Source organism: Halioglobus japonicus (assembly GCF_001983995.1).
GTDB lineage: Bacteria > Pseudomonadota > Gammaproteobacteria > Pseudomonadales > Halieaceae > Halioglobus > Halioglobus japonicus.
Genome location: NZ_CP019450.1, coordinates 1,748,715 through 1,770,977, shown reverse-complemented (window position 1 = coordinate 1,770,977; position 22,263 = coordinate 1,748,715). Strand labels below are relative to the sequence as shown.

The 22,263-nt window shown below is 52.3% G+C and carries 14 protein-coding genes and 2 pseudogenes; 5 read left to right on the top strand and 11 right to left on the bottom strand.

From position 1 onward, the window contains the following. Positions 1–278 precede the first annotated feature (278 nt). From BST95_RS08380 to BST95_RS08370, 3 genes are all read left to right on the top strand, one after another. Positions 279–4,544 carry a hybrid sensor histidine kinase/response regulator gene (locus tag BST95_RS08380; RefSeq protein ID WP_169843886.1) on the top strand — a complete coding sequence of 1,422 codons (4,266 nt, stop codon included), beginning with the start codon at positions 279–281 and terminating at the stop codon, positions 4,542–4,544. A 99-nt stretch (positions 4,545–4,643) separates the two neighbouring features. After that, complete coding sequence (locus BST95_RS08375) at positions 4,644–7,658, top strand: ligand-binding sensor domain-containing protein (RefSeq protein ID WP_084198885.1); 3,015 nt, start codon at positions 4,644–4,646, stop codon at positions 7,656–7,658. A gap of 70 nt (positions 7,659–7,728) precedes the next feature. After that, positions 7,729–8,625: an FAD:protein FMN transferase gene (locus BST95_RS08370; protein ID WP_084198884.1), complete on the top strand. Its 897-nt coding sequence runs from the start codon at positions 7,729–7,731 to the stop codon at positions 8,623–8,625. Between the two features lie 6 nt (positions 8,626–8,631). Here the strand turns inward: BST95_RS08370 and BST95_RS08365 are convergent, their stop codons facing one another. After that, on the bottom strand, positions 8,632–9,390 hold the full coding sequence (locus tag BST95_RS08365) for an enoyl-CoA hydratase/isomerase family protein (RefSeq protein WP_084198883.1): 759 nt from the start codon (positions 9,388–9,390) through the stop codon (positions 8,632–8,634). A 115-nt stretch (positions 9,391–9,505) separates the two neighbouring features. Here BST95_RS08365 and BST95_RS08360 point away from each other — a divergent pair, with 115 nt between their 5' ends. Beyond that, positions 9,506–10,090 (top strand): DNA-3-methyladenine glycosylase I, encoded by a 585-nt coding sequence (locus tag BST95_RS08360; RefSeq protein ID WP_084198882.1) that lies wholly within the window; start codon positions 9,506–9,508, stop codon positions 10,088–10,090. Continuing rightward, on the top strand, positions 10,091–11,434 hold the full coding sequence (locus tag BST95_RS08355) for an MATE family efflux transporter (protein WP_084198881.1): 1,344 nt from the start codon (positions 10,091–10,093) through the stop codon (positions 11,432–11,434). Here the strand turns inward: BST95_RS08355 and BST95_RS08350 are convergent. The 10 genes and pseudogenes from BST95_RS08350 to dnaJ all read right to left on the bottom strand — a co-directional run bounded on the left by BST95_RS08350 (position 11,431) and on the right by dnaJ (position 22,153). After that, entirely contained in the window at positions 11,431–12,138 is a 708-nt protein-coding gene (locus BST95_RS08350) for a histidine phosphatase family protein (protein WP_084198880.1), read from the bottom strand. The two genes, BST95_RS08355 and BST95_RS08350, sit on opposite strands and share 4 nt — an antisense overlap. Further along, positions 12,138–13,865, bottom strand: coding sequence for a bifunctional isocitrate dehydrogenase kinase/phosphatase (aceK, locus tag BST95_RS08345; RefSeq protein ID WP_084198879.1), 1,728 nt, complete (start codon positions 13,863–13,865; stop codon positions 12,138–12,140). The genes BST95_RS08350 and aceK overlap by 1 nt, the downstream gene beginning before the upstream one ends. A 15-nt stretch (positions 13,866–13,880) precedes the next feature. Further along, positions 13,881–14,693: an SDR family oxidoreductase gene (locus BST95_RS08340; RefSeq protein WP_084198878.1), complete on the bottom strand. Its 813-nt coding sequence runs from the start codon at positions 14,691–14,693 to the stop codon at positions 13,881–13,883. Then, entirely contained in the window at positions 14,693–15,727 is a 1,035-nt protein-coding gene (locus BST95_RS08335; protein WP_084198877.1) for an LLM class F420-dependent oxidoreductase, read from the bottom strand. The genes BST95_RS08340 and BST95_RS08335 overlap by 1 nt, the downstream gene beginning before the upstream one ends. Positions 15,728–15,802: 75 nt before the next feature. Further along, the gene (locus BST95_RS08330; protein ID WP_084198876.1) at positions 15,803–16,939 is read right to left on the bottom strand and encodes an acyl-CoA dehydrogenase family protein; all 1,137 of its coding nucleotides are present in this window, start codon (positions 16,937–16,939) and stop codon (positions 15,803–15,805) included. A gap of 15 nt (positions 16,940–16,954) precedes the next feature. Next, positions 16,955–18,139, bottom strand: coding sequence for an acyl-CoA dehydrogenase family protein (locus tag BST95_RS08325; protein WP_066058625.1), 1,185 nt, complete (start codon positions 18,137–18,139; stop codon positions 16,955–16,957). Positions 18,140–18,292: 153 nt separating this feature from the next. Beyond that, positions 18,293–19,198, bottom strand: coding sequence for a glycosyltransferase family 2 protein (locus BST95_RS08320; protein WP_169843885.1), 906 nt, complete (start codon positions 19,196–19,198; stop codon positions 18,293–18,295). Positions 19,199–19,314: 116 nt separating this feature from the next. Further along, positions 19,315–20,169: a thioredoxin gene (gene trxA / locus BST95_RS08315; RefSeq protein WP_066058077.1), complete on the bottom strand. Its 855-nt coding sequence runs from the start codon at positions 20,167–20,169 to the stop codon at positions 19,315–19,317. A gap of 43 nt (positions 20,170–20,212) precedes the next feature. After that, positions 20,213–21,018: pseudogene (dapB, locus tag BST95_RS08310) on the bottom strand (4-hydroxy-tetrahydrodipicolinate reductase). Continuing rightward, positions 21,015–22,153: pseudogene (gene dnaJ, locus BST95_RS08305) on the bottom strand (molecular chaperone DnaJ). Before dnaJ ends, dapB begins: the two co-directional pseudogenes overlap by 4 nt. Positions 22,154–22,263 lie beyond the last annotated feature (110 nt).

The following is a 22,263-nucleotide window of genomic DNA, read 5'->3' as shown; positions in this document are numbered from 1 at the left end:
CTGCCTACCCCTAGCTCCGCGCCGTCTTTACTTGATCAGGCGATTCCGCCTTTTGAACTTTATGCCCACAATGGCATAAAATTTATCCTCCAGAATAACAATGTTAGCTGACTATGCAGCGCTTGATTCTATTAGTACTACTTATATGGGCTACTGCAGCTACACATGCATTAGACCAGCATCGCTATATTAGATTTAGCAAGTCGCCAATCTCTGACCAACTTACTCAACAAAGTGTCAGGCAGATACATCAGGATTCTCAGGGAGCCTTATGGCTCGTGACCCAGGAGGGACTAACCAAATACACTGGTCGCCACCTCGAAAGCTTCACCGCCTCAGCACAGATCGATGATTCACTCACAGTTGATACCATTTCAGGTATCGACGAAGACATTGAGGGCAATCTATGGGTTGCAACCCATGGAGGTGGCCTGAACCTTTACAACCAGATAACAAATGGGTTTCGCGCATACAGATACAACCCCGCTGATCGAAACTCTCTATTATCTGACGACATTCAATCTATATATGCTGACAGCACTGGACGCCTATGGATCGGATATATAGATCGCATCAGCGTTTTCGACCCCGTTTCGGAAACCTTCAAACATCTGATTCCAGACAATCAAAAAATCCCGAATTTCGGGATCGTCCATTCTTTCGATCAAAGTGAGGACAGCGGCGTAGTTTGGGTAGCTACCCAACGCGCCGGTCTGATTAGCATTAGTATCGAAGACTTGGTAATTGAGAGACATAGACTCGTACCAACAGCAACACCAACCTCCGAGCAAGCCAAACCGACCTACATTGCGGCTGAATCCGCTGACAAAATTTGGATAGCTACCGAAAATCAGGGAGCCTACAGATACGACCCAGTAGAGGGTTCTTCAACGCACTTCGCTCATCTGGAGAGTCAGTTAGATTCTATCTCAAGCAATAGCGTTACAGAGATATATGTCGATGCACAAAGCAATGTGTGGTTTGCCACAGAGAATGGCCTCAACCTTTTTGATCCAGCCGGAGAAAGCTTTGTTCGATATAGAGAGCAAAATTCGGGCCTACCAGAAATTGCGGCGTACTCAATTTTCCAATCGCGTGATGGCCAATACTGGGTCGGCACAGTCCATGGCCTTGCCAGCGGAAGCGAGAACCGCTTCGAAGCGTTCGATGAAGTTCGTGGCGGACTATCGAGCAGTTCCGTAAACGCATTTGCCCGGACCAAAGACGGCAGTTTATGGGTAGCGACCGACAGAGGACTCAATAGACTACCGGAGGGGTCAGAGGAATTTGAATGGATCAATCCATTTACTGACCCTGGCATTTCATCCGATACCGTAATGAGTCTACTTGCCGACAACGAGTACTTATGGATAGGTACCTATGATGGTGGACTAAATCGATTAAGCCTCACCAACAACAAGGTTGATGTATATCGACATTCCCCCCTTTCTGACACATCGATTAGCAGCAATGGCGTCACATCACTACTTAGGCTATCAAGTGGAGAGCTGCTAATCGGCACTTATGGAGGCGGGCTCAATATCTACAACGAGGAGTCCGACTCTTTTACACAATTGCTACATGACGAGTACAACATACAAAGCATCAGTGACAACCGTGTGCTAGCAATGTTTGAGGACAGTCTTGGCTATATATGGATAGGCACCCAAAACGGACTTAATCGTTTTCTGATAGAAGAAGAGACTTTTAGTCGAATCTATACAGATAGCCAAAATCCAAACAGTCTCGAAAGTGACATGATTTGGGCCTTCAAGGAAGACAGCCATGGAACACTTTGGCTAGGTACCGCCGGTGGTGGCATAGCCAAATGGACCTATGATTACCGCACAGAACTCAGACCAGTGTTTGAAAATGGTATTTCTAACATCACCATCCCAAGCTCTAGCATTTACGGAATTCAGATTGATTCTGAAGACTACCTTTGGCTTTCGCATAATAGAGGCCTGACCCGAATCGCACCTTCACTCTCGGAAGCCACCAACTTTGGGATCGAAGATGGATTGCAAGGTTTAGAATTCAACATGGGAGCGTCCTTTACAGATGTCGACGGAAAGCTTCTGTTTGGCGGTATTTCGGGGTTTAACGTTGTTGATCCAGCTTTGATCCAAAATACAGGACAACTGCCAGAAGTAGCCATTTATTCCATCAAGGTCATGAACGAGCGCAGAACGTTTGACGTTCCGTACCATGAACTCGACAAGTTAAATCTCACATACGAAGACAAGATGCTTTCGATTGAATTCTACGCTTCAGAATTCTCAGCACCCGACCTTGTCCAGTATGCATACAAAATTGAGGGGCTGAACTCAACCTGGAACATATCACCAGACTCCAGAATAGTATCTATTACCACTTTGCCACCGGGCTCATACACACTCAAGTTAGCCGCAGCTAGTACGGCAGGCGAGTGGAATTGGGATGCCCTATCTTTACCCATAGAAGTCTCACCTCCACCCTGGCAAAGCCCACTGGCGTACGCGGCCTATACGGCTTTGGCTTCGTTCCTATTCGCCCTGTATATGCGAGCACAACGGAGACAGACCGCCGCTGCTATTGAAAGACAGCAAGAACTTGAGCGGATGGTTGATGAAAGAACTTCTGATCTTCAAGAGGCGAGACTAGCTGCGGAATCTGCAAACACTGCAAAGTCTGAGTTTCTTGCAACCATGAGTCATGAAATACGCACTCCTATGCATGGAATGATTGGCATGACGGAGCTTCTACTGCACACAGAATTGGATACTCAGCAGAAGCAGTTTGCGACAGCCGCCCATAAAAGCGGCAATGCACTTCTCACGCTTATCAATGAGATACTCGACTATTCAAAGCTAGAAGCCTCTAAAGTCGAGTTAGAGCAAATCGAATTTAGCTTGGTAGAGTTACTTGATGAGGTCTGCTACTTACAGGCAGAACCTGCGGCAAGAAAGAACCTGGATATTAACGTCATTATTGGAACATCGATTAGCAATACTTATGTCGGTGACCCGACCAAGATTCGCCAGGTTGTAATGAATCTCGTCAGTAACTCCATCAAATTCACGCATCACGGTTGTATTGATGTTCTAGCCTCGACTAGAAGCAGTGATGCGGATAGTCAAAAAGAATTGGTGATAATATCGGTTAGAGATGACGGTATCGGCATGGATGGAAACACCCAAGCAAGGGTTTTCGAAGCGTTCACTCAAGCTGACGCAAGCACAACTCGTGAATATGGTGGCACCGGCTTAGGTCTGTCAATCTCAAAGCACTATATTGGGATTATGGGCGGCGAAATTGAAATTAGATCTGAAATCGGCGTAGGCACTGAAATATCTATATGCGTCCCCTTACAACCAGAAACTACCAAGTCAGACTCGATAGCCCAACATCCCACCACTGTTTATATCGCGACTTCTACACCTGCTTTTTATAAGACGATCGAAAGCCATCTGGCTTTCGAGAACATTCAATGCAGTTGGTATAAAGAGGAAAATGCACTCGACCCCAATGGAGTCTACATAGCAGACTTCAACGATCTGAGAGAATATCCACAACTGGAACAGTCACTCATGGTTGAAAACATCTCTTGTGGGTATCTAATGCTTCGAATGAACGAAGTGCGGCCTGAAATTATATCGAGTAAATGGATGACGCTCCCGAAGCCATTTACTCTACAGAACGCTAAAAATCTCAAGAAACAGCTCAATGAACGTCGGGCTGAAAGCAATATTGATACGAAGTCGCCAAAGAACAATGAGAATCAAATTTCGATTCTTGTTGCCGAAGATGTTTCAACCAACCAAGAAATTGTAATAGAAATGCTTGGAATGATGGGGCTTACCGTAACGATTGCGGAAAATGGCGAAGAAGCTGTGACCAAGTATAAATCCAACCCATTTGATCTGATACTGATGGACTGTCAGATGCCTGTAATGGACGGATTCGACGCTACTAAGAAGATCAGAAAATTTGAGACGGAGCTCAAACTAAAACCGGCGAAAATTGTCGCTCTCACCGCAGGAATAAATCCAACTGATCGTGAAAAATGTGTTGATGCTGGAATGGATCATTTCATTTCTAAACCATTTTCCATTGACGACATTAAGGGCGCCCTCGACATTTCAACAAGATCCGGACTGAAAGATATTCAGTTCACTAACAACACCAATAGCCTGGAAGTGGTTGATCTGCATCAGGATATTTTTGATGAGAAGGCTATTTCAACAATTCTGGAAGTTGAGAAATCCACAGGTAAGCCCCTGCTTTTCAAAGTCTTCGACGGCTATCGCGAGCAGTTCGCCCAGAAGCTATCTCAAATTGAACACTGCATCGAGAGCAATGACTTTACAGAAATTGCGCGCACTGCCCACGCAATAAAATCGTTGAGCGCAAACGTAGGAGCGATAAAAGTGCGAGGGATAAGCGCGACAATTGAGGAAGGCGCAAAGAAGAATGAGGATACTGACTATCTCTTCAAACTCAATCTCCTTAGGACAGCCGACTCTGAGTTTCAAAACGAATTTAGGCGAATTTACGTCGATTGATCGATAACGGAACTATCAGTATTTTTCGTTGAAGGAGTAGCAAGAAGGATTTTCGCCATTTAGAACATCTTGATCCTTACCGGAGCAGGACTTTTCGAAATGCACATCGATCTAAGATTCTTAACCTTGATAGCAGCTCTCTTTCTCGGAGCCAGCGGTCCGGTCTACTCGAACTATCAAATAGTTTCCCCAACATTCGCTCAGCAAATTGCGCAGCCAACAATTACCTCATTACATCAAGATTCAATGAGAAACTTGTGGATTGGCACACAAGAAGGACTGTACAAATTTGATGGGAGTACTCTATCTAGGTTTCAGGAAGCCAGGTCAAAGGAAGGCAAAGTCCTCTTCTCCGACATTCGCGGAATTAGCGAGTCCAATACGGGTGATATCTTGGTGGCCGCATACGGCATTGGGCTGGTCTCAATTTCACTCAACAATCATGCAGCAACGATTGTTAGCCATAGTACGAATTTCGACTTAACCAATATAACCAGTGTATCGAAAGACGAGACTTCTCAGAATTGGATCACTACTCGCACTAACGTATTCAGGCTCAAGGGGACATCAAAGTTAGTTCAAGTCCGTACCGACGCCCTCGAACAGCGAAACTCCTTCGAAATTGTTTCAATAACACATACACAAACAGGAAACACTTTTATTGGAGGCTCGTTCGGTCTAGCCAAATTTTTCGTCAGTGGGAACTCGTTTGAGAAGCTATCCACAGCCGAGATCGAGCAGCAAATAGTTGCCATAAGTGAAGGGCCTGAGAATTCGCTGATAGTTGCTGACCGCACAGGGCAGATTTCTAAACTTTCACCAGACTTCGGATCAAGTATCTCTCGCATTGAACTTCCGGAAAAGTATGACATTCACATCGCGAAAGTACTCTGGATCGACAATGCTCTATTTGTTTTGACCAACAAAGGGATCTATATTTTTTCGAGCAATCTTAAGTTAGCAGAGGTAATCAGAGCCGAAAATACGTCTTTAGGCAACGACTCAGTAATGGCCCTGCTGAAAACTGACTCCGAGCTATGGATAGGCACCTACCAGGGTCTCTACGCCGCAACGAAAATCGAAATGGAGCTTCATAGCGCACAAAGCTCTGGAATACACCCAGAGGTGCTGGCATTTACGAAAGATTCATCGGGACAATTATGGATTGGCACCTACAACGGACTATTTAGACTCGATGAATCAGGTTTTCATGAAAGATTTGACAAGGGCCATCCAAATGCTCTCACTGACCACCGTATCATGACGTTAACAACTATTGGTGAGTCAATTTGGGTCGGTTATCAGGAACATGGTATCGACCTAGTACACACAAATTCCGGGCTTGTAGAGCGCCCTTTACCGACTTCAGCAAAAAGCCTCGCTGTCACTTCAATACTTCAATCGAACTCAGGCCACATCTGGATAGCCACATACAACTCTGGCTTGTATCTGCTTTCAAATGGAGAGTTAGTTCGTGATTTATCAATTGATGACGCTTCAGTGACTTTAGTCAAAGAGGTATCTGATGGAGAAATCTATGCTGTAAGTGAGAAGCGCATATATCGTCTTTCGAAAGACGTGTCTGAGTTTCAAGTGGTCGACATAAAGTTCGATGGTCTCGAAAGTGCCCCTCGAATCCTCGCCCTTCAAAGTGGCGCCGGCGGCGATCTTTATATTGGCACCAAAGATCACGGCTTATTTTATGTAAAGTTCGAGAGCGACAGTGAGTCGCTGAGCGCTATGGCTAGAGCTATCTCCAAAGAAAACTCGAACACCACTGTTTACAGCATCGAAATTGACGATTTAGGTCGAATATGGACTGCAACTCAGAAGGGGGTTCTCTTGTTCAGCCATGACAAAACACCGCTACGCCACTTCTTGGTAAAAGACGGACTTCAAGGAAATGATTTCAATTTCGCTGCATCATTCAAAGACGACGATGGGAACTTATACTTTGGAGGAGTCAATGGTTACAACAAAATTTTCCCCCAAGATGTATCAACGGAAATCAAGTCGCCCCAACTGAGAGTTACAAGTATCAAGTCACAGGCAATTGATGTTCAAACAAACTTTGGCTCAGAAAAAGCGGAAGTACACTTAAAGCATGACGATATGTTCATGATGTTCAAGTTTTCAGTCCTGGACTACATTGCACATGACTCATATGAATATCGATATCGCCTCCTTGGCCTACAAGAGGAGTGGGTGTATTCAGGAAGAGATCACTCCGCCACTTACACAAACCTACCCGCTGGCGGATATCGCTTTGAGATCCAAGCAACAAACTTGGAAGGAACATGGAGCACCGAGTCTTCGATGGTACACGTTAATGTCGCAACTGCCCCATGGAGAACCTGGTGGGCATATACTGGCTACCTAATCCTGATTCTTGGCGTCCTCGGCATTCTTCGAAAGCTCTACGATGCTATTTCCATAAAGAACAAAGCCCTAGAATACGCTCATGAAATGTCAGTGGCAGCAAATTTAGCCGAGAATGAAATGTCACAGCATTTCGAGTTCCAGAGAGAAAGACGCGATGCTATATCCTCACATTTCGATGAGCGACTCAAGTTACAATCAGATAGCGCTCCCATATCGCCGAGCGACTGCCATACGCAATCATGGCTGATCGCCAACTCCCTTCGCGTATTAGATATGTACTTTTCAAAAGTACCAATGCAACGCGGAGTGGACTTGCAAAGATTCGTGGAACTCGCAATAGAAGATATATGCGATTCGCGAGAGCTAAAGCGAACCAATGTGATAAGCATTAATAGAGTTGAACCGCTATGTATACCCTTCGAACAAACTCCGCCAATGACAGTGGCGCTATATAGGTCAATTTGGGGCAGCTTATCTCTAATAGGCAAGCTCGAGACGACGGATTTCTTTCTAGAGGTGGATAGTAATATTTTCGAGTACATGAGCGGAAATTCGACTTTTCGAGCTTGCTCATCAGTAGCGCCAGTAAATCCGGATTTGTCTACAGATTTTCAGCTTTCGGCTCTCGGAGATCTGGATAATGCAATTGGAGGTCTGTGTGAAATCACATTCGATCCAAACCAACAGAAACTTGAAATTCATGTGTTCGGACCGAAACCACGGGCCCACTAACGATAGGCGATTGGAACTAAAAGTGGCAAACTAGTACACAGCCAAAAAAAACAAGGTCTTACAAAAAACCATGACCTCAAAATGCAGGCTCCATGTTTTCGGTCGCTCATGTTCTCTCATTATCACGGGCCCTCGTAACAACGGAGATGAACTGATCGCTGCGGCGGAGCAGGAATTACGACGCCTGGAGGTCAAGTTCTGCTCCTACGAGCAACACTCACTGGTAAGCCAGATAAATCAGGTAGCGGGCACTGGCGCTTTTATAGAACTGGATGCTGAGGCTCGCGGGCTGTTTGATTACGCCACCCGGCTTTGGGAACAAAGCAATCATCTCTACGACCCCACAACACGTTTGCTTCAAAATTGTTATTCCGACAATGGCGGATTAACGGCCACAGAGTCACAACTGCAGAGCCTGTTGTCGATAATTGGATGGTCAAAACTCGAAATCACTGAAGCAGGCGCCAGGCTTGAGAGCCAGGGCATGCTGATCGATCTCAATAGCCTTGTATGTGCCTATGCTGTGGACTGCGTTCGCAAACTTCTTCTGCGAGACGATGTTGCAAGCGCGATGATTGAACTCGACCAGGATGTTATCACCATCGGCAAAGCTGCCGACGGCGCGAACTGGTTGATAGGGGTCCGGCACCCACAGGGCGTACGCACAGCCATTGCACGGCTCAAGGTCAATAACGCGGGGTTCACAAAGCGCGGCGACTTCGAAAAGCGGATCAGTTTTAACGGTGAAAACTTTGGCCGAGGCCTCAGCCCTATCGACGGCCATCCGATTCCCGGGCTGCTAAGCGTAGTAGTAGTCGCCGAGAACTGCCTGACGGCATCAGGGGCTGCAAGTATCGCACGCCTCAAAACCGAGCAGGCAGCTATGGCATGGCTGGATACCCTAGGGGTTCAGTGGATGGCGATCGACCGAGAGCTCTCTTGTCACGGCCCACTCGCGCCACGCTGAGTTTAATCAGCATCCACTAAACACCGGCTTACGCTTCTCCCTCTGGGCAGCGAAGCCCTCCTGCAAATCATCAGATTCAAGGCACAAGTCAGACAAGACGTTGGCCGCCTCGGGATCAATGCCCTGGCCGGCAGCCTGTTGGAGGATGTCTTTCATTGCGCGCACAGCCAGGGGCGCGAGCCCGGCAATGTGCTCTGCGAGCGCGCTGGTTTTCTCTGCGCGGCCCTCGGAAGTAACTAGATGATCCAGAAAGCCTATGTCCAGCATCTGGGCGGCTGTAAACGTCTCCGACGCCACGAGAATCCGCTTGGCAAGATTCACACCTAGGCGCTCTACAAAGCGATTAATGCCGCTGATCGGATAGCACAGTCCAATGGCCGCGGCAGGGACCCGCATACGGCTGCCTTCGACACCAATACGGAAGTCACAGCTCAATGCCAGCTCCACTCCCCCACCGAAAACATTGCCATTGAGCGAGGCAATCGTCGGAATGGGCAACTGGGCCAGCATATCCGTCGTCGCCTGGAAGTGATCGCCGCTGATCTTGCCAGCCCCCAACTCGTTGAGCGCAGCACCGGCACAGAAAGTTTTCTCGCCAGCGCCGGTCACCACCAGCACTCTCACATCACGATCTGACGCTACTTCCTGCAAATGATGCTGAATCGCCTCTAGTTCCTGCTGGCCGAGCGAATTGTGCTTCTCGGGCTTATTGAGGGTGAGTTGGGCCACGTGGCCGTGTCGAGTGAAGAGAATTGAGTCAATCATGAGAGGGTCTATCGCTAGGGGACGCAAAGTGTGGCACAGGCCACCTCGCTGTACCAGTGCAGCCTAGACAGGCCCACTACCCGGGACCATACTGTTACCCCCGCGGAGAGAGACTATGACCAAGCGCTGTACCTGGTGTGGAGATGACCCCCTCTATGTTAAATATCACGATGAAGAGTGGGGCGTGCCCGTATGGGACGACCAGACCTTGTTCGAGTTCCTTATTCTGGAAGGCGCTCAGGCTGGGCTTTCATGGATTACCATACTCCGCAAGCGAGAAGGTTACAGGACGCTTTTTGATAATTTCGATGCCCGGAAAATCGCCCGCTATCGTGACAGCAAGCTCGATAAAATCCTGCTGAACCCAGCCATCATCCGCAACAAACTGAAAGTCTATGGCGCCCGAAAAAATGCCCGGGCGTTCCTGGAAACACAGGCCGAATTCGGTATCTTCGCCAACTATATGTGGAACTTCGTCGACGGCACCCCCATCCAGAACCATTGGAAAAGCATGAAGCAGGTGCCCGCCACTACGGCGCTATCGGACACAATTAGCAAGGACATGAAGAAGCGTGGGTTTACCTTCGTGGGATCTACCATCATCTATGCGCACATGCAGGCCACCGGCATGGTCAACGACCACACCGTCGACTGTTTCAGACACAAAGAGTGTGCTGCTCTGGGAAAGAAAGGCCCCTGAATGTCGTCGTCTGACCAGGAGACCGGCTCTACCAGTCGCCGCGTATGGCAACTGGCCTGGCCAACGATCATCTCGAACCTGCTGTTCACCACCGTAGGCTTTCTACATATTAAGATCGCCTCGCCCCTGGGGCCCAGCGCCGTAGCCGCAGTCACAACGGGCCACCGGGTGTTCTTCCTCATCCAGGCGGTGTTAATGGGGCTATCTGTTGCCACTACAGCCATTGTCGCCCGCAACTGGGGCGCCAACGACCACCGCCAGGCAGAGATGGCGACTTGGACGTCCATGGCCATGGCCGTGTTCTTCGGACTGCTACTCGGACTACCGCCACTGCTCGTACCAGAATTTATTGTCGGCCTGTTTGGCCTCGATGAGGAGACCTCAGCCTCAGCTGCCAGCTTCATCTTCTGGCTGGGCCTGTTTAACGTGTTTTCTGCACTTAATACGATTCTGTCGACCGCACTGCGTGCCACAGGCGACGTAATCACCCCCCTGCTCTTCTTGTTCTGCAGTTCGGTGCTCAACATCATAGCGGCCTGGGTTCTCGCCACAGGTGTCGGCGCTGTCCCTGCCTTCGGCGTTCAGGGCATTGGCCTAGGCGGAAGTGCGGCCGCTGCCACCATCACTACCATATTTGTTGCCATCTGGTGGCGAGGGGCCTTCAACATCAAACCCGTAAAACGGCTGCGCGTTAACATGATGACTGCGCGCCAGCTAATCAGTATTGGGCTGCCTTCAGTTGCTGAGCAGGGTTTTGTACAAACCGCCTTTCTGGTGTTCTTCGGTCTGGTCGCCAGCTATGGCACAAATGCATATGCCGCCTACGGCATCGGCATCAGTTTGGTGTCATTCTCTATTGTCATAGGGTTTGGTTTCGGTATTGCCGCGGCTACCCTGGTGGGCCAGCAACTCGGTGCAGGCAACCCGGAAATGGCCATGAAGGCGGGCTGGCGCGGGCTCAGGATGGCGCTCATCGCGATGGTTTCGATCTCCGTGCTGACCGCCATTTATGCTGAGGAACTCGCTGGCTTCATGATCGAAGATCCTGAGGCCGCTGAGTTTACTCGCATATTCATCTATGTCATCGCGCTTTGTCAGCCTCTTATGGCCGTTGATGCCGCCATTGGAGGCGCGCTGCGTGGCGCAGGGGATACCCGCTTCCCGCTCATCGCGACCGTTAGCGGTATAATGCTGGGACGGCTCCTTCCCGCATTCCTTATACTGTCACTGGACATGTCCATCCACTGGATGTTCCTGGTGATGTTCATGGACTACGTGATCAAAGCAACGCTCTTGCTGTGGCGTTACAATTCCCGCAAATGGATGCAGATCAAGGTACGCTAGCGGTAGGTCACCAGATTTTCGCCCTTCTCCAGGCTGAGCATCTGCAGGAATGACCGATCATTGAAATAGGATAAAGAGACGTTGTCGCCGCTGTAAAAGAGCTGGGTCACGGAACAGTTAAAAATAGGCTCATAGAAGCGATATACCTTCTCTCCTGACACCCCCAGAACATGCGCCACCAGCGTGGCAATGGTGCCACCCGAGGTAAAGATGCCAACACTCTTACCCGACCCTTGCTGCTTCATCACCTCGCGCAACGCAGAATGCGCCTTGCTCGAATAATCTTCCCAGGTCTGAATGCCGTACTGTGAACAGTCCTGGGTTACCCAGTGAGTGAACACCGCCTCAATAATTTTCTGATAGTCCTTGCTGGAGGGCTTGCCGCCACTAATCAACTCAGCCAGCGCAGGATTGCTCTCCATAATCACGGGTGCCAACGCCGCGACCTGCTCGTCATTATTCACTTCGTTAAACCGCGCATCGATGTGATGTGGTACACCGTCCACCTGCCCTGCCAGCGCTCTCTCGCAGGTCTCGCGCTGGCGCGACAAATCGCCGCTGTAGGCAGCGTCGAGCTCAATGCCAACACTGGCCAGGTACTCAGCGGTAGCGTCCGCCTGCCGCTGACCCAGCTCCGAAAGCTGATCATAGTTGGCGGAACCAAAGGACGCCTGTCCATGGCGAATCAGATAAATAGTTGCCATCAGGCAGTCTCCAGATCTCGGTTGAATCGCAACTTTCTGCGATAGGGGAAAAAACTCTCTACGTAGCCGCTGCGAATCTGCGCCTGCAGGCTCTGCCAGAATGCTGCCTGATAAATATCGCTGTGAAGTGCATCGAAGGCGGAACGCGCGCGCTGATTGCCAGAAAAGAACAGTCGGAATTCTTCGGGAAAGATGTCGTTAGGCGCAACAGAGTACCACGGCTGACTGGCCATCTCTTCCTCTTCGGTACGAGGCTCAGGAATCACTCTGAAATTACAGTCCAGCAAGGGCACAATTTCGTCGTAATCGTAAAACACCACGCGCCCATGCCGGGTCACACCAAAGTTCTTAAGTAACATGTCGCCGGGAAAGATATTAGCCGCTGCCAATTGCTTAATGGCATTACCGTATTCGTCCATGACCGCGAACACCTGCTCCTCGGTCGCGTCTTGCAGGTAAAGATTCAGCGGCGTCATACGGCGCTCAACGTACACATGCTTAATAATCAGCGCCTTGCCGCGTTCCTCGAGCACAGACGGCGCCACACGCCAAAGTTCTTCCATCAGTTCATCAGAGAACCGTTCTCTGGCGAGGGTAAGATTGGTGAATTCCTGAGTATCAGCCATTCGCCCTGCCCTGTCCCAACGCTTCACCATTTCGTACTTGTCTTTCACCTGCTGGCGGCTCATGTCCTTGGGCGGCGTGAAACGGTCCTTGATGATTTTGAATACAAAGGGGTAGCTGTCCATGGTGAATACGCTCATCACCATGCCCTTGATACCAGGCGCCACCACAAACCTATCCGTCGTGCCTGTCATATGCCGATAGGCGCTGCGATGGAAGTAAGTTTTGCCATGCTTGTTGTAGCCCATGGCGCTGTAGATCTCTGATATCGGCTTGGCGGGCATCAGCTGCTTCAAAAACAAGACATACGCCGATGGAATACGAGCATCCACAAGAAAGTAACTGCGCGTAAAACTGAAGATGACACTCAGTTTGTCCGCACCGAACAGCACGGTATCGACAAACACCGCACCTCGCTCATTATGCAGGATCGGCAGTACGAAGGGCACACTGTGATCACCACTCGCAGCCCGGCCGACAATATAAGCGCCCTTGTTGCGAAAAAAATGGTGCTCAAGAACCTCAAACCGAAGCTCACGTTCGATGCCAGGCAGTTGCGGCACAAGCACTTGCTCCGCAACAAGCAGAATATTCTCAAGGTCTCGCGTCAGATTTTCGTAGGGGATATCAAAGGCGAAATCTGCCAGAACCTGGCCAAACAATTGATCCATCGGCTCACGGGAGTAGCTGCGAAATACCGCAGCAACATCGGCCGCCGGCATATCGCTGTGGGCGGAAAACACGAACGCATAGTCGTCGCGAATGTTGCGATGATCGAATACGGCGCAGTAGACGGAATTGAAAAATGTCTCTGCGATCTCGAAGTTGTTATGTCCTGCGACCAGGTTTGCGTAAATCTCTCGGGAGGCCTTCCAGAATTCAAAGTTCCTCAAATCTTCGCCTGCGACCAACTCCACATACTCGATGATTTCTCGAGTGCGCTGCTTACGCAGATCAATTCTGCGCCGCGCAGAATTCTGCATGCCTTGCCAGTCGGCATTCTCGAAGCGGCTTTTAGCCGCCAGGGTGATGTTTTGAAATTCTGCGAAGAAAACCTCAAAGCCATTGAGGATGGTGCGCGCGAAGCGTTCTCTCTTCTCCACTTCGCGCGCCCAGCACTATTTCGCTGTACTCAAGTTCAACATGCGCCGCATCTTGCGCATACCGCCAATCCAGCGGCCATAGTCACGGGCCTTGTTGGCGCGATATTGCTCTACTTCCGGGTGCGGCAGAATAAGGAATTGCTCATTGGCTAATCCCTCTACTACCGAGTCTGCCACTGCTGTCGGGCTCAGCACACCATCGACGCCGGCAGTGCCACCGACCATATCGTCACCGGCATCTTCAGTTGCGTTTACCATACGTGTGGCAACGGCCTGGGGACAAAGCACAGACACCTTGATGCCGTCATCACCGTGCGTGATCGCCAGGGATTCCGCGAAACCTACAGCGGCATGCTTCGTCGTTGAGTACGCTGCATCGCCAATCTGGCTAAGTAGCCCCGCGGCGGAAGCGGTATTCAGGAAGTAACCCTCACCGCGCTCCAACATACCCGGCAGACAAGCTCTGGCAGCAAATACGTGGGACATCACGTGTATATCCCACATCGCCGACCAGGTTTCGTTACTTGCCGACGTTGCCCACCAGGGCTCCCCATCGAGGGCGATAATCCCCGCATTACTGCAGAACAAGTCGATTCGGCCGTATCGGGCTTCAACGTCAGCGACCATTGCCGCTATTGCAGCTTCATCGCGCACATTGACTTCATATGCATCACCATCGATGGTGCTGGCAAATTCGCGCGCATTGTCACCCTCGAGGTCGGCCACAACCAACTTTTCAGCACCTTCGGCATGAAAGCGTTCGCAGAGGGCGCGACCGATACCGTTCGCACCCCCAGTGACAATGACGACCTTACCGGCCAATTGCATCAGAGCATTTCCTGCGCAAACAGCTCCAGGACTTCAGGGTCGTGAACGCCCAGCAGCATGGTGCCTACCTCACCGCGTTCACCTGCCTCTTTCCAGGCCTGCAGACGATCGCGGATCCGGTCCTTGGAACCCACCAGCGACACTTCGTCCAGGAGTTCATTGGGCACTTCTGCAGCAGCTTCAGCGGGCTTGCCATCCAGGTACAGATCCTGAATCTTCTTGGCTGCGTCGCCATAGCCCATGCGCGTGGCATAGTCGTTATAGAAGTTCTTATTGCGCGCGCCCATGCCGCCAATGTACAGCGCCAGCCAGGGGCGCAGAGAATCAAACGCGGCATCCAGGTCGTCGTTCATCGCTACCGACACGAAGGGCGCAATGTCAAAGTCCTTAAGGGTGCGGCCGCTCTTCTCCAGGCCGGTGCCAATGTGTTCACCCAGCACGTCGTAATTGGTGGGATCCATCCACACGGGGAACACACCATCGGCAACCTCACCGGCGCAGCGCAGGCCCGCGGGGGTGATGGATGCAGTGTAAATGGGAATGTCCGGGTTGCCCTCAAGAATCGATTTGAGCGGCTTGCCCAGGCCGGTAGTGCCCTCTGACTTGTTCGGCATCTGGTACATCTTGCCGTCAAATTCAACCGGCCCGTCGCGCTCGAAAATCTTGCGCACGATCTGGATGTACTCTTTGGTACGGGTTACAGGCTTACCGTAAGGAACGCCGTGCCAGCCTTCCACTACCTGAGGGCCGGAGGCACCCAGGCCCATGATAAAGCGCCCGCCGGACAGCTGATCCAGCGACATGGCGGTCATGGCGGCCATCGCCGGCGTACGTGCAGGCATTTGCATGATGGCGGTGCCCACTTTGATCTTGGAAGTCTGGGCCAGGATCCAGGAAGCCGCGGTAATAGAATCGTTGCCGTAGGCCTCAGCGGTCCAAACGGAATCGTAACCCATGGATTCAGCCTGTGTGATCAGGTCCATGGGAATGTGAATTTGCTTGCCGGAATAACCGAGCAGAAAACCTAGTTTCATCGGGGGTCTCCTAGGATGAAGAAAGAAAGGAGCTGCGCCCACTCAGTTTAGTGGGCGCAGGATTGGAACAGTGTACTAGTTATAGCGCAGGCTGTTGAATTTTGCCTGATGATAATCGCCATCGCCGAAGGTGGCGCCGATCATCATGAGTCGCTTGGCGTAATGGCCAATATCCAGTTCATCGGTAATACCCATACCGCCGTGGATCTGGATGGCTTCGCCGAAGATGTGCTTGCCGGACTTGGTAATCATCACCCGCAGGGCATGAATGGCTTCGTCGGTATCCATTTCGTCATCGGTCAGCGCACATACCGCCCGGTACAGCAGCGATTTGGCCTGCTCGTACGACATAAAGGTGTCTACCATACGATGTTGCAGAGCCTGGAAGGAGCCGATAGCCACGCCAAACTGCTCGCGCGTACGGGCGTATTCCACAGTCTTGCTGTTCAGCGTTTCCATAATGCCGATGGCTTCCGCGGAAAGCGCCAGGTTGGCCTCGCGAACCACTTCATTGATCACTGCCTGGGCGTCGCCTTCCGTTCCCAGCAAGTGGCCGGTGGGAACCGATACATTGTCCAACACCACATTCGCCAGAATCTGGCCGTCCATCATGCGGTAGCTGACCCTTGATACACCCTCAGCGTTGGCTGGCACCAGGAACAGGCTAATGCCTGAGTCATCACTCTGCTCGCCACCGGTACGGGCGGACACCACGAAATAGTCGGCATTGGCGCCATTGGCTACCGCAACTTTTTCGCCATTGAGCACGTAGTTATCGCCCTGCTGGGTCGCCGTGGTTTTCAGGTCAGTCAGTTCATAGCGGCCCTGCCGCTCCAGGTAGGCGAATGCGCCCAGCTCTGAGCCATCGATGATCGCCGGAATACGCTCGGCTTTAACCGCGGCACTGCCCGCCTTCTGCAGCAGGCCACCGTAGAGCAATACGGTAGCGAAGAACGGTTCGAGTACCAAGCCTTTCCCCAGTTCTTCCATGACAACCATGACATCCACGGCGCCACCGCCGAAACCACCGAACTCTTCCTCAAAGGGAATAGACAGCCAGCCCAGCTCCGCAAACGTCTGCCACTTGGCTCGGTCGATACCGGCTTCGGAGTCGGCAATGCCGCGACGAGTGTCGAAATCGTAATCGTCTTGTACATAGCGCGCAACGCTGTCGCGGAGCATCACCTGTTCTTCAGAAAAATCGAAATTCATTGTGATACCTCCTGCTTACAGACCGAGTACGGCCTTGGCGATGATGTTGCGCTGCACTTCGTTGGAACCGCCATAAATAGTCGATGCCCTGCCGTACATATATTTCTTGAATGCCTTGGAGCCGAATTCATGCCCCAGTACTTCTGCCTCAGGAGCGCCTGGGCGAACGCCCTGATAGTGCGCTGCCAGATCCATCAGCAACTCCTGGCTGGCCTGTTGCAATTCGGTGCCCTTGATTTTCAGCAGTGAAGATTCCGCTCCCGGGGCACCCCCTTTGGCGACCGACGCCAGTACACGCAGCTCGGTAAACTCCAGCGCCATGAGCTCAATCTCAACGTCGGAGATGCGCTTCTGGAACAGCGGATCGTCGATCAGGCGCTTGCCGCCGTTTACTTCGGTGGTAGCGTAATCCTTGACCATTTGTACCCAACGCTTGGTGTCAGCCACTTCGGCAATCGCTGTGCGCTCGTGCGCCAGCAGCGCCTTGGCGTAGGTCCAGCCTTTGTTTTCCTCACCGATGCGGTTGGCAACGGGCACGCGTACGTTGTTGAACTCAACCTCGTTAAGGCTGTGATGATCATCAATGGACACAATTGGGTTGACCTTAATGCCCGGCGTCTTCATATCGATCAACAAAAAGCTGATGCCTTCCTGCTTCTTGCCCTCGGTGCTGGTACGCACCAGGCAGAAGATCCAATCGGCAAACTGAGCGTAGCTTGTCCAGATCTTGGCACCGTTAATGATGTAGTCATCACCGTCGCGCACGGCGCGGGTTTTCAGTGAGGCAAGGTCAGAGCCGGAACCAGGTTCAGAATAGCCCTGACACCACCACTCATCGCTGGCAAGAATCTTGGGCAGGAAGCGCTCTTTCTGCTCATCGGTGCCAAAGGTATAAATAACGGGGCCGACCATTTTCAGGCCAAAGGGAAGCACATCGCGAATACCGTGCGCTGCGCGCTCGGTTTCGAATATAAAGCTCTGGGTCGCTGTCCAGCCCGTACCACCCACGGCCTCGGGCCAACCGGGCGCAATCCAGCCGCGGTCATGCAGGCGTTTCTGCCAGTCCACAATCGCCGCCGGAAACACACTGGGATCGGGGTTGTTCAGGCGAGCGTCCAGTTCAGGGTCATAGGCGGTGGCGAAGAACTCGCGCACCTCGTCTCGGAACGCCAGGTCCTCGGCGCTGAAAGATGTGTCCACTGCAAATACCTCCTCGGCTGCAAAATTGGCGCAAAAGAAGGGCTCATAGCCCCTGCTGGCCCGTACCATAGCGAGCACCGACGAGGGGTACAATGTTGACAGAAATCACAATAATTGACCGTAGCGTACTCGGTCAATGGGGAGGCAATGTGCTCAGGTATTGTCGCGCAGAAACCGAATGTTATGCTCGAGGCTGATACGGGTCTTGACGTCGACCACACCCAGGCCGATCGCCCTCTCCAGGAGGTCAGCAGCAAAGGGTTTCTCGTTACGTTTTACGGCGAGATTGGCCAGATTAATACAGAGATTAACGCTGACGTGCTTCTCGTCATAGAGAGCCCGATAGCCATCGTAGGCAGCCTCAAGGTCACCGGCCAGATACTGGCACAGCGCCCAGCCTTCGCGGCTGTCCTGTGGCCGCCAGCCCAGACGAATAGCTGACTCATAGTACCTGGCCGCGGTGGCATAGTCCTTGAGGTAGTGCATGCGAATGGACGCCGCCGTACCGTAAAGGCGACCGGAAGGATCGCTGTCGAGATCCTGCTCCATCAGCCGGAGATAGCTCCTATGGCGAACTTCCTTGGGCCGCTGAGGGCTCTCTTCCCCATGGTGGTGAATCACGATATTCACCACCTCGTACTGCTCTTCACCAAGCGAGGTATCAATCACCTCATGTACATGGCCGCGATAGCGAATTGCCGGTGAATTTCGGAACAGCCGGGCAATGGCATGCACCTTGTAACCTTTGAAACCGCGGGTGTAAGGTGTTTGCTGCTTTGTCGGGACAAAGCCGCCCTCGAAGCGCTGATTCGTGTAATTATGTTCGCTGAGAAAGAACGCATCGCGCTCGGTGGTCGTCACCAGCTCACGAAGGCGCAGCCAGTTAGCTGGGTCGATCATCTCGTCTGCATCCAGCACGACGATCCAATCGCCGCTAGCCTGCTCCAGCGAGTAGTTGCGCGCGGCGGAAAAATCATCACACCAGGCGAAATCGAACACCTTGGCCCCCAGGCGCTGTACAATATTTCGCGAGTCATCGCTTGAGCCGGTGTCCACCACGATCATCTCATCGACAAAATCAGCGGCGGCTTAAAGACAACGGGGCAGGAAGTACGATTCGTCCTTGACGATCATACACAGGGAAATACTAGGTGGGAGCATTACCGCATTCGCCGTCAATAAAGTAGGCTGTAGAGCTTGCGCTGATACTCCGCCGCCAGAGGGTCACCCTTACCGAGCGAGGCGATGGTGTCGAGCAACGCCTTTCTGGTGGCACCATCGCCGTGATCCAGGTCCTTGCGCAAAATGGTGACCAGATATTCCATGGCGTCCTTGAATTGACCAGCATTGGTCAACTGCACCGCCAGCTGGGCCATCACATCCAGATTATCCGGGTCAGCGACCAGCTGCTGTTCCAGCGCTTCAATTTCTGGTGACTTGGCTGCCTGACGCTTAATTTCTAACTGAGCCCGCAGTTGTTCATAAGCGGCGTCTTGATCCGCCATGCGCACGCCGTCGAGCAGTGCTTCGGCTTCGTCCAGACGCATGGACTCAATCAGGCAGTGCACATAGGCCACGGTGATCTCGTACAATTGACCGGATTCTTCCCAGGCCTGGCGCAGCGGGGTCAGAGCAGCGGCAAAATTGCCCTCCTCCATGGCTTCTTTCGCCAGTTGCAGAAGGCCGTCCCAGGGTTTGGGCAGATACTTGCCCAGAAGTTCGCGAATTTCCTTTTCGGGTTGGGCACCGGCAAAACCATCTACAGGCTGCCCGTCTTTAATCACCATCACCGTCGGCAGGCTGCGCACGCCAAACTGCTGCGCAATCATGCCCTGTTCGTCCGCGTTGACCTTGGCCAACAAAAACGCGCCGTTATATTCGTTGGCGATTTTCTCCAACAGCGGCATAAGCACTTTGCAGGGCTCACACCAATCTGCCCAGAAGTCGACGACCACCGGACGATTATGTGATTCCTCGATCAGTAGCGCTGCAGCGTTGGTCTCATCGATATTAACTATGTGTTCGGACATAGCGGGTTCCATCTGCTAATAAGTGAATGAGATTGCAGCGTGCCTAGAGGCCAAGTACGTCGCGCATGTCATAGAAGCCGGGGCCTTACCATTCAACCAGCCGGCGGCCCGCACTGCGCCACGACCGAAAGACATGCGACTGGACGCTTTGTGGGTAATCTCAACCCGTTCCCCGTCAGCCATAAAACTCACGGTGTGATCGCCAACCACATCGCCACCGCGCACGGTGGCAAAACCGATAGTGTCGCGCTCTCGCGCACCGGTCTGGCCTTCTCGTCCATACACCGCCACTTTCTTCAAATCACGGCCCAGGGTATCTGCGACCACTTCACCCATGCTCAGCGCTGTGCCAGAAGGAGCGTCGATCTTGTGCCGATGGTGGGCTTCGACAATCTCAATATCAACGTCATCGCCCAGCACCTGGGCAGCCACTTCAAGTAACTTGAAGCATAGATTCACACCCGTGCTGAAATTAGTCGCCTTACACAGCGGGATCTTTTTGGCGGCCTCATCAATAACCGCTTGCTGAGCATCATCGAAACCGGTGGTGCCGATAACAATGGCAGTATTACTCGCCGCACATACCTGTACATTGGCAACCGTAGCAGCCGGGATCGTGAAATCGATCAGCACATCGATGTCTTCAACGACATCGTCGAGCGAACCAGCAATGGTCACGCCCAACTTGCCAACACCGGCAAGCTCACCGGCATCTGCGCCAATCAGGCTGGACTCAGGTCGCTCAATGGCCGCCGCCAGCTGCAGTTCGTCGCCTGCCAGGCTCACCGCCTCGATCAGGGTTTTGCCCATGCGTCCGGCGGCGCCGGTAATACCTATTTTTGTTGTCATGATGAGGTCATATCGTCAAAGAAATTTTTCACACCTTCAAACCAGCTGTGTTGGCGCGGGCTCTGCTTATGCCCGGACTCACCCAGTGATACCGACAATTCTTCCAGCAATTCCTTCTGACGCTTGGTCAGATTCACCGGTGTCTCAACGACGGCCCGACACAAGAGGTCGCCCACGCTGCCGCCACGCACAGGCTTCACGCCCTTGCCGCGCAGACGGAACAGTTTCCCTGTCTGGGTTTCCGCTGGAATCTTCAGCTTCACCTTGCCATCGAGGGTGGGCACTTCAAGCTCACCGCCCAGGGCAGCATCGGCAAAGGTGATCGGCACTTCACAATACAGGTGCTTGCCATCCCTTTCAAAGATGGGGTGCTGCTTCACCGACATCTGTACGAACAGATCACCCGCGGGGCCACCCATGGGGCCGGCTTCGCCTTCGCCGGACAGGCGGATGCGATCGCCAGTGTCCACACCCGGGGCACTTTTACAGACAGAGTCTTGGTCTTTTCTACCCGGCCCTGGCCATGACAATCGGTGCAGGGATCGGAGATGATCTGGCCGGAACCGCGACACTGCGGACAGGTTTGCTGAACCTGGAACAGGCCCTGTTGCATGCGGACCTGGCCTGCGCCACCACAGGTGGTACAGGTGACCGGGCTGGAACCTTTCTTGGCGCCGGAGCCATCACAGATTTCACAGGTGTGCAGCGTGGGCACCTTGATCTCAACGGTGGTGCCTTTAACGGCATCTTCCAGGGAGATATCCAGGGTGTAGCGCAAATCGGAACCGCGCTGCGGTCCTGCGCGGCCACGGCCACCGCCGCCACCACCGAAGATGTCGCCGAATACATCGCCAAAGATGTCGCTGAAGCTGCCGCCGCCAAAGCCGCCGGCGCCGCCGCCCATGTTCGGATCCACACCGGCATGACCGAACTGGTCATAGGCCGCGCGCTTCTCTGAATCCATCAGGACATCGTATGCCTCGGTGGCTTCCTTGAATTTTTCCTCGGCGTCGGGATCATCCGGATTGCGGTCGGGGTGATACTTCATCGCCACCCGGCGGTAGGACTTTTTGATCTCCTTGTCGTCAGCGCTTTTGCTGACTCCGAGAACTTCGTAGTAATCGCGTTTTGACATGATTTCTCAGCGTACTTTTACAGCTATTCCTAAAATGACTACGCGGGCATCAGTGGCCCGCGTGGTCGAACTTGGTAACCGGAGCGACCGAAGTCGCTCCTTCAGCAAGG

Coding starts and splice junctions, on each gene's coding strand:
- BST95_RS08375 (WP_084198885.1), top strand. CDS start 4,644: ATGCACATCGATCTAAGATTCTTAACCTTGATAGCAGCTCTCTTTCTC.
- BST95_RS08370 (WP_084198884.1), top strand. CDS start 7,729: ATGACCTCAAAATGCAGGCTCCATGTTTTCGGTCGCTCATGTTCTCTC.
- BST95_RS08365 (WP_084198883.1), bottom strand. CDS start 9,390: ATGATTGACTCAATTCTCTTCACTCGACACGGCCACGTGGCCCAACTC.
- BST95_RS08360 (WP_084198882.1), top strand. CDS start 9,506: ATGACCAAGCGCTGTACCTGGTGTGGAGATGACCCCCTCTATGTTAAA.
- BST95_RS08355 (WP_084198881.1), top strand. CDS start 10,091: ATGTCGTCGTCTGACCAGGAGACCGGCTCTACCAGTCGCCGCGTATGG.
- BST95_RS08350 (WP_084198880.1), bottom strand. CDS start 12,138: ATGGCAACTATTTATCTGATTCGCCATGGACAGGCGTCCTTTGGTTCC.
- BST95_RS08340 (WP_084198878.1), bottom strand. CDS start 14,693: ATGCAATTGGCCGGTAAGGTCGTCATTGTCACTGGGGGTGCGAACGGT.
- BST95_RS08335 (WP_084198877.1), bottom strand. CDS start 15,727: ATGAAACTAGGTTTTCTGCTCGGTTATTCCGGCAAGCAAATTCACATT.
- BST95_RS08330 (WP_084198876.1), bottom strand. CDS start 16,939: ATGAATTTCGATTTTTCTGAAGAACAGGTGATGCTCCGCGACAGCGTT.
- trxA (WP_066058077.1), bottom strand. CDS start 20,169: ATGTCCGAACACATAGTTAATATCGATGAGACCAACGCTGCAGCGCTA.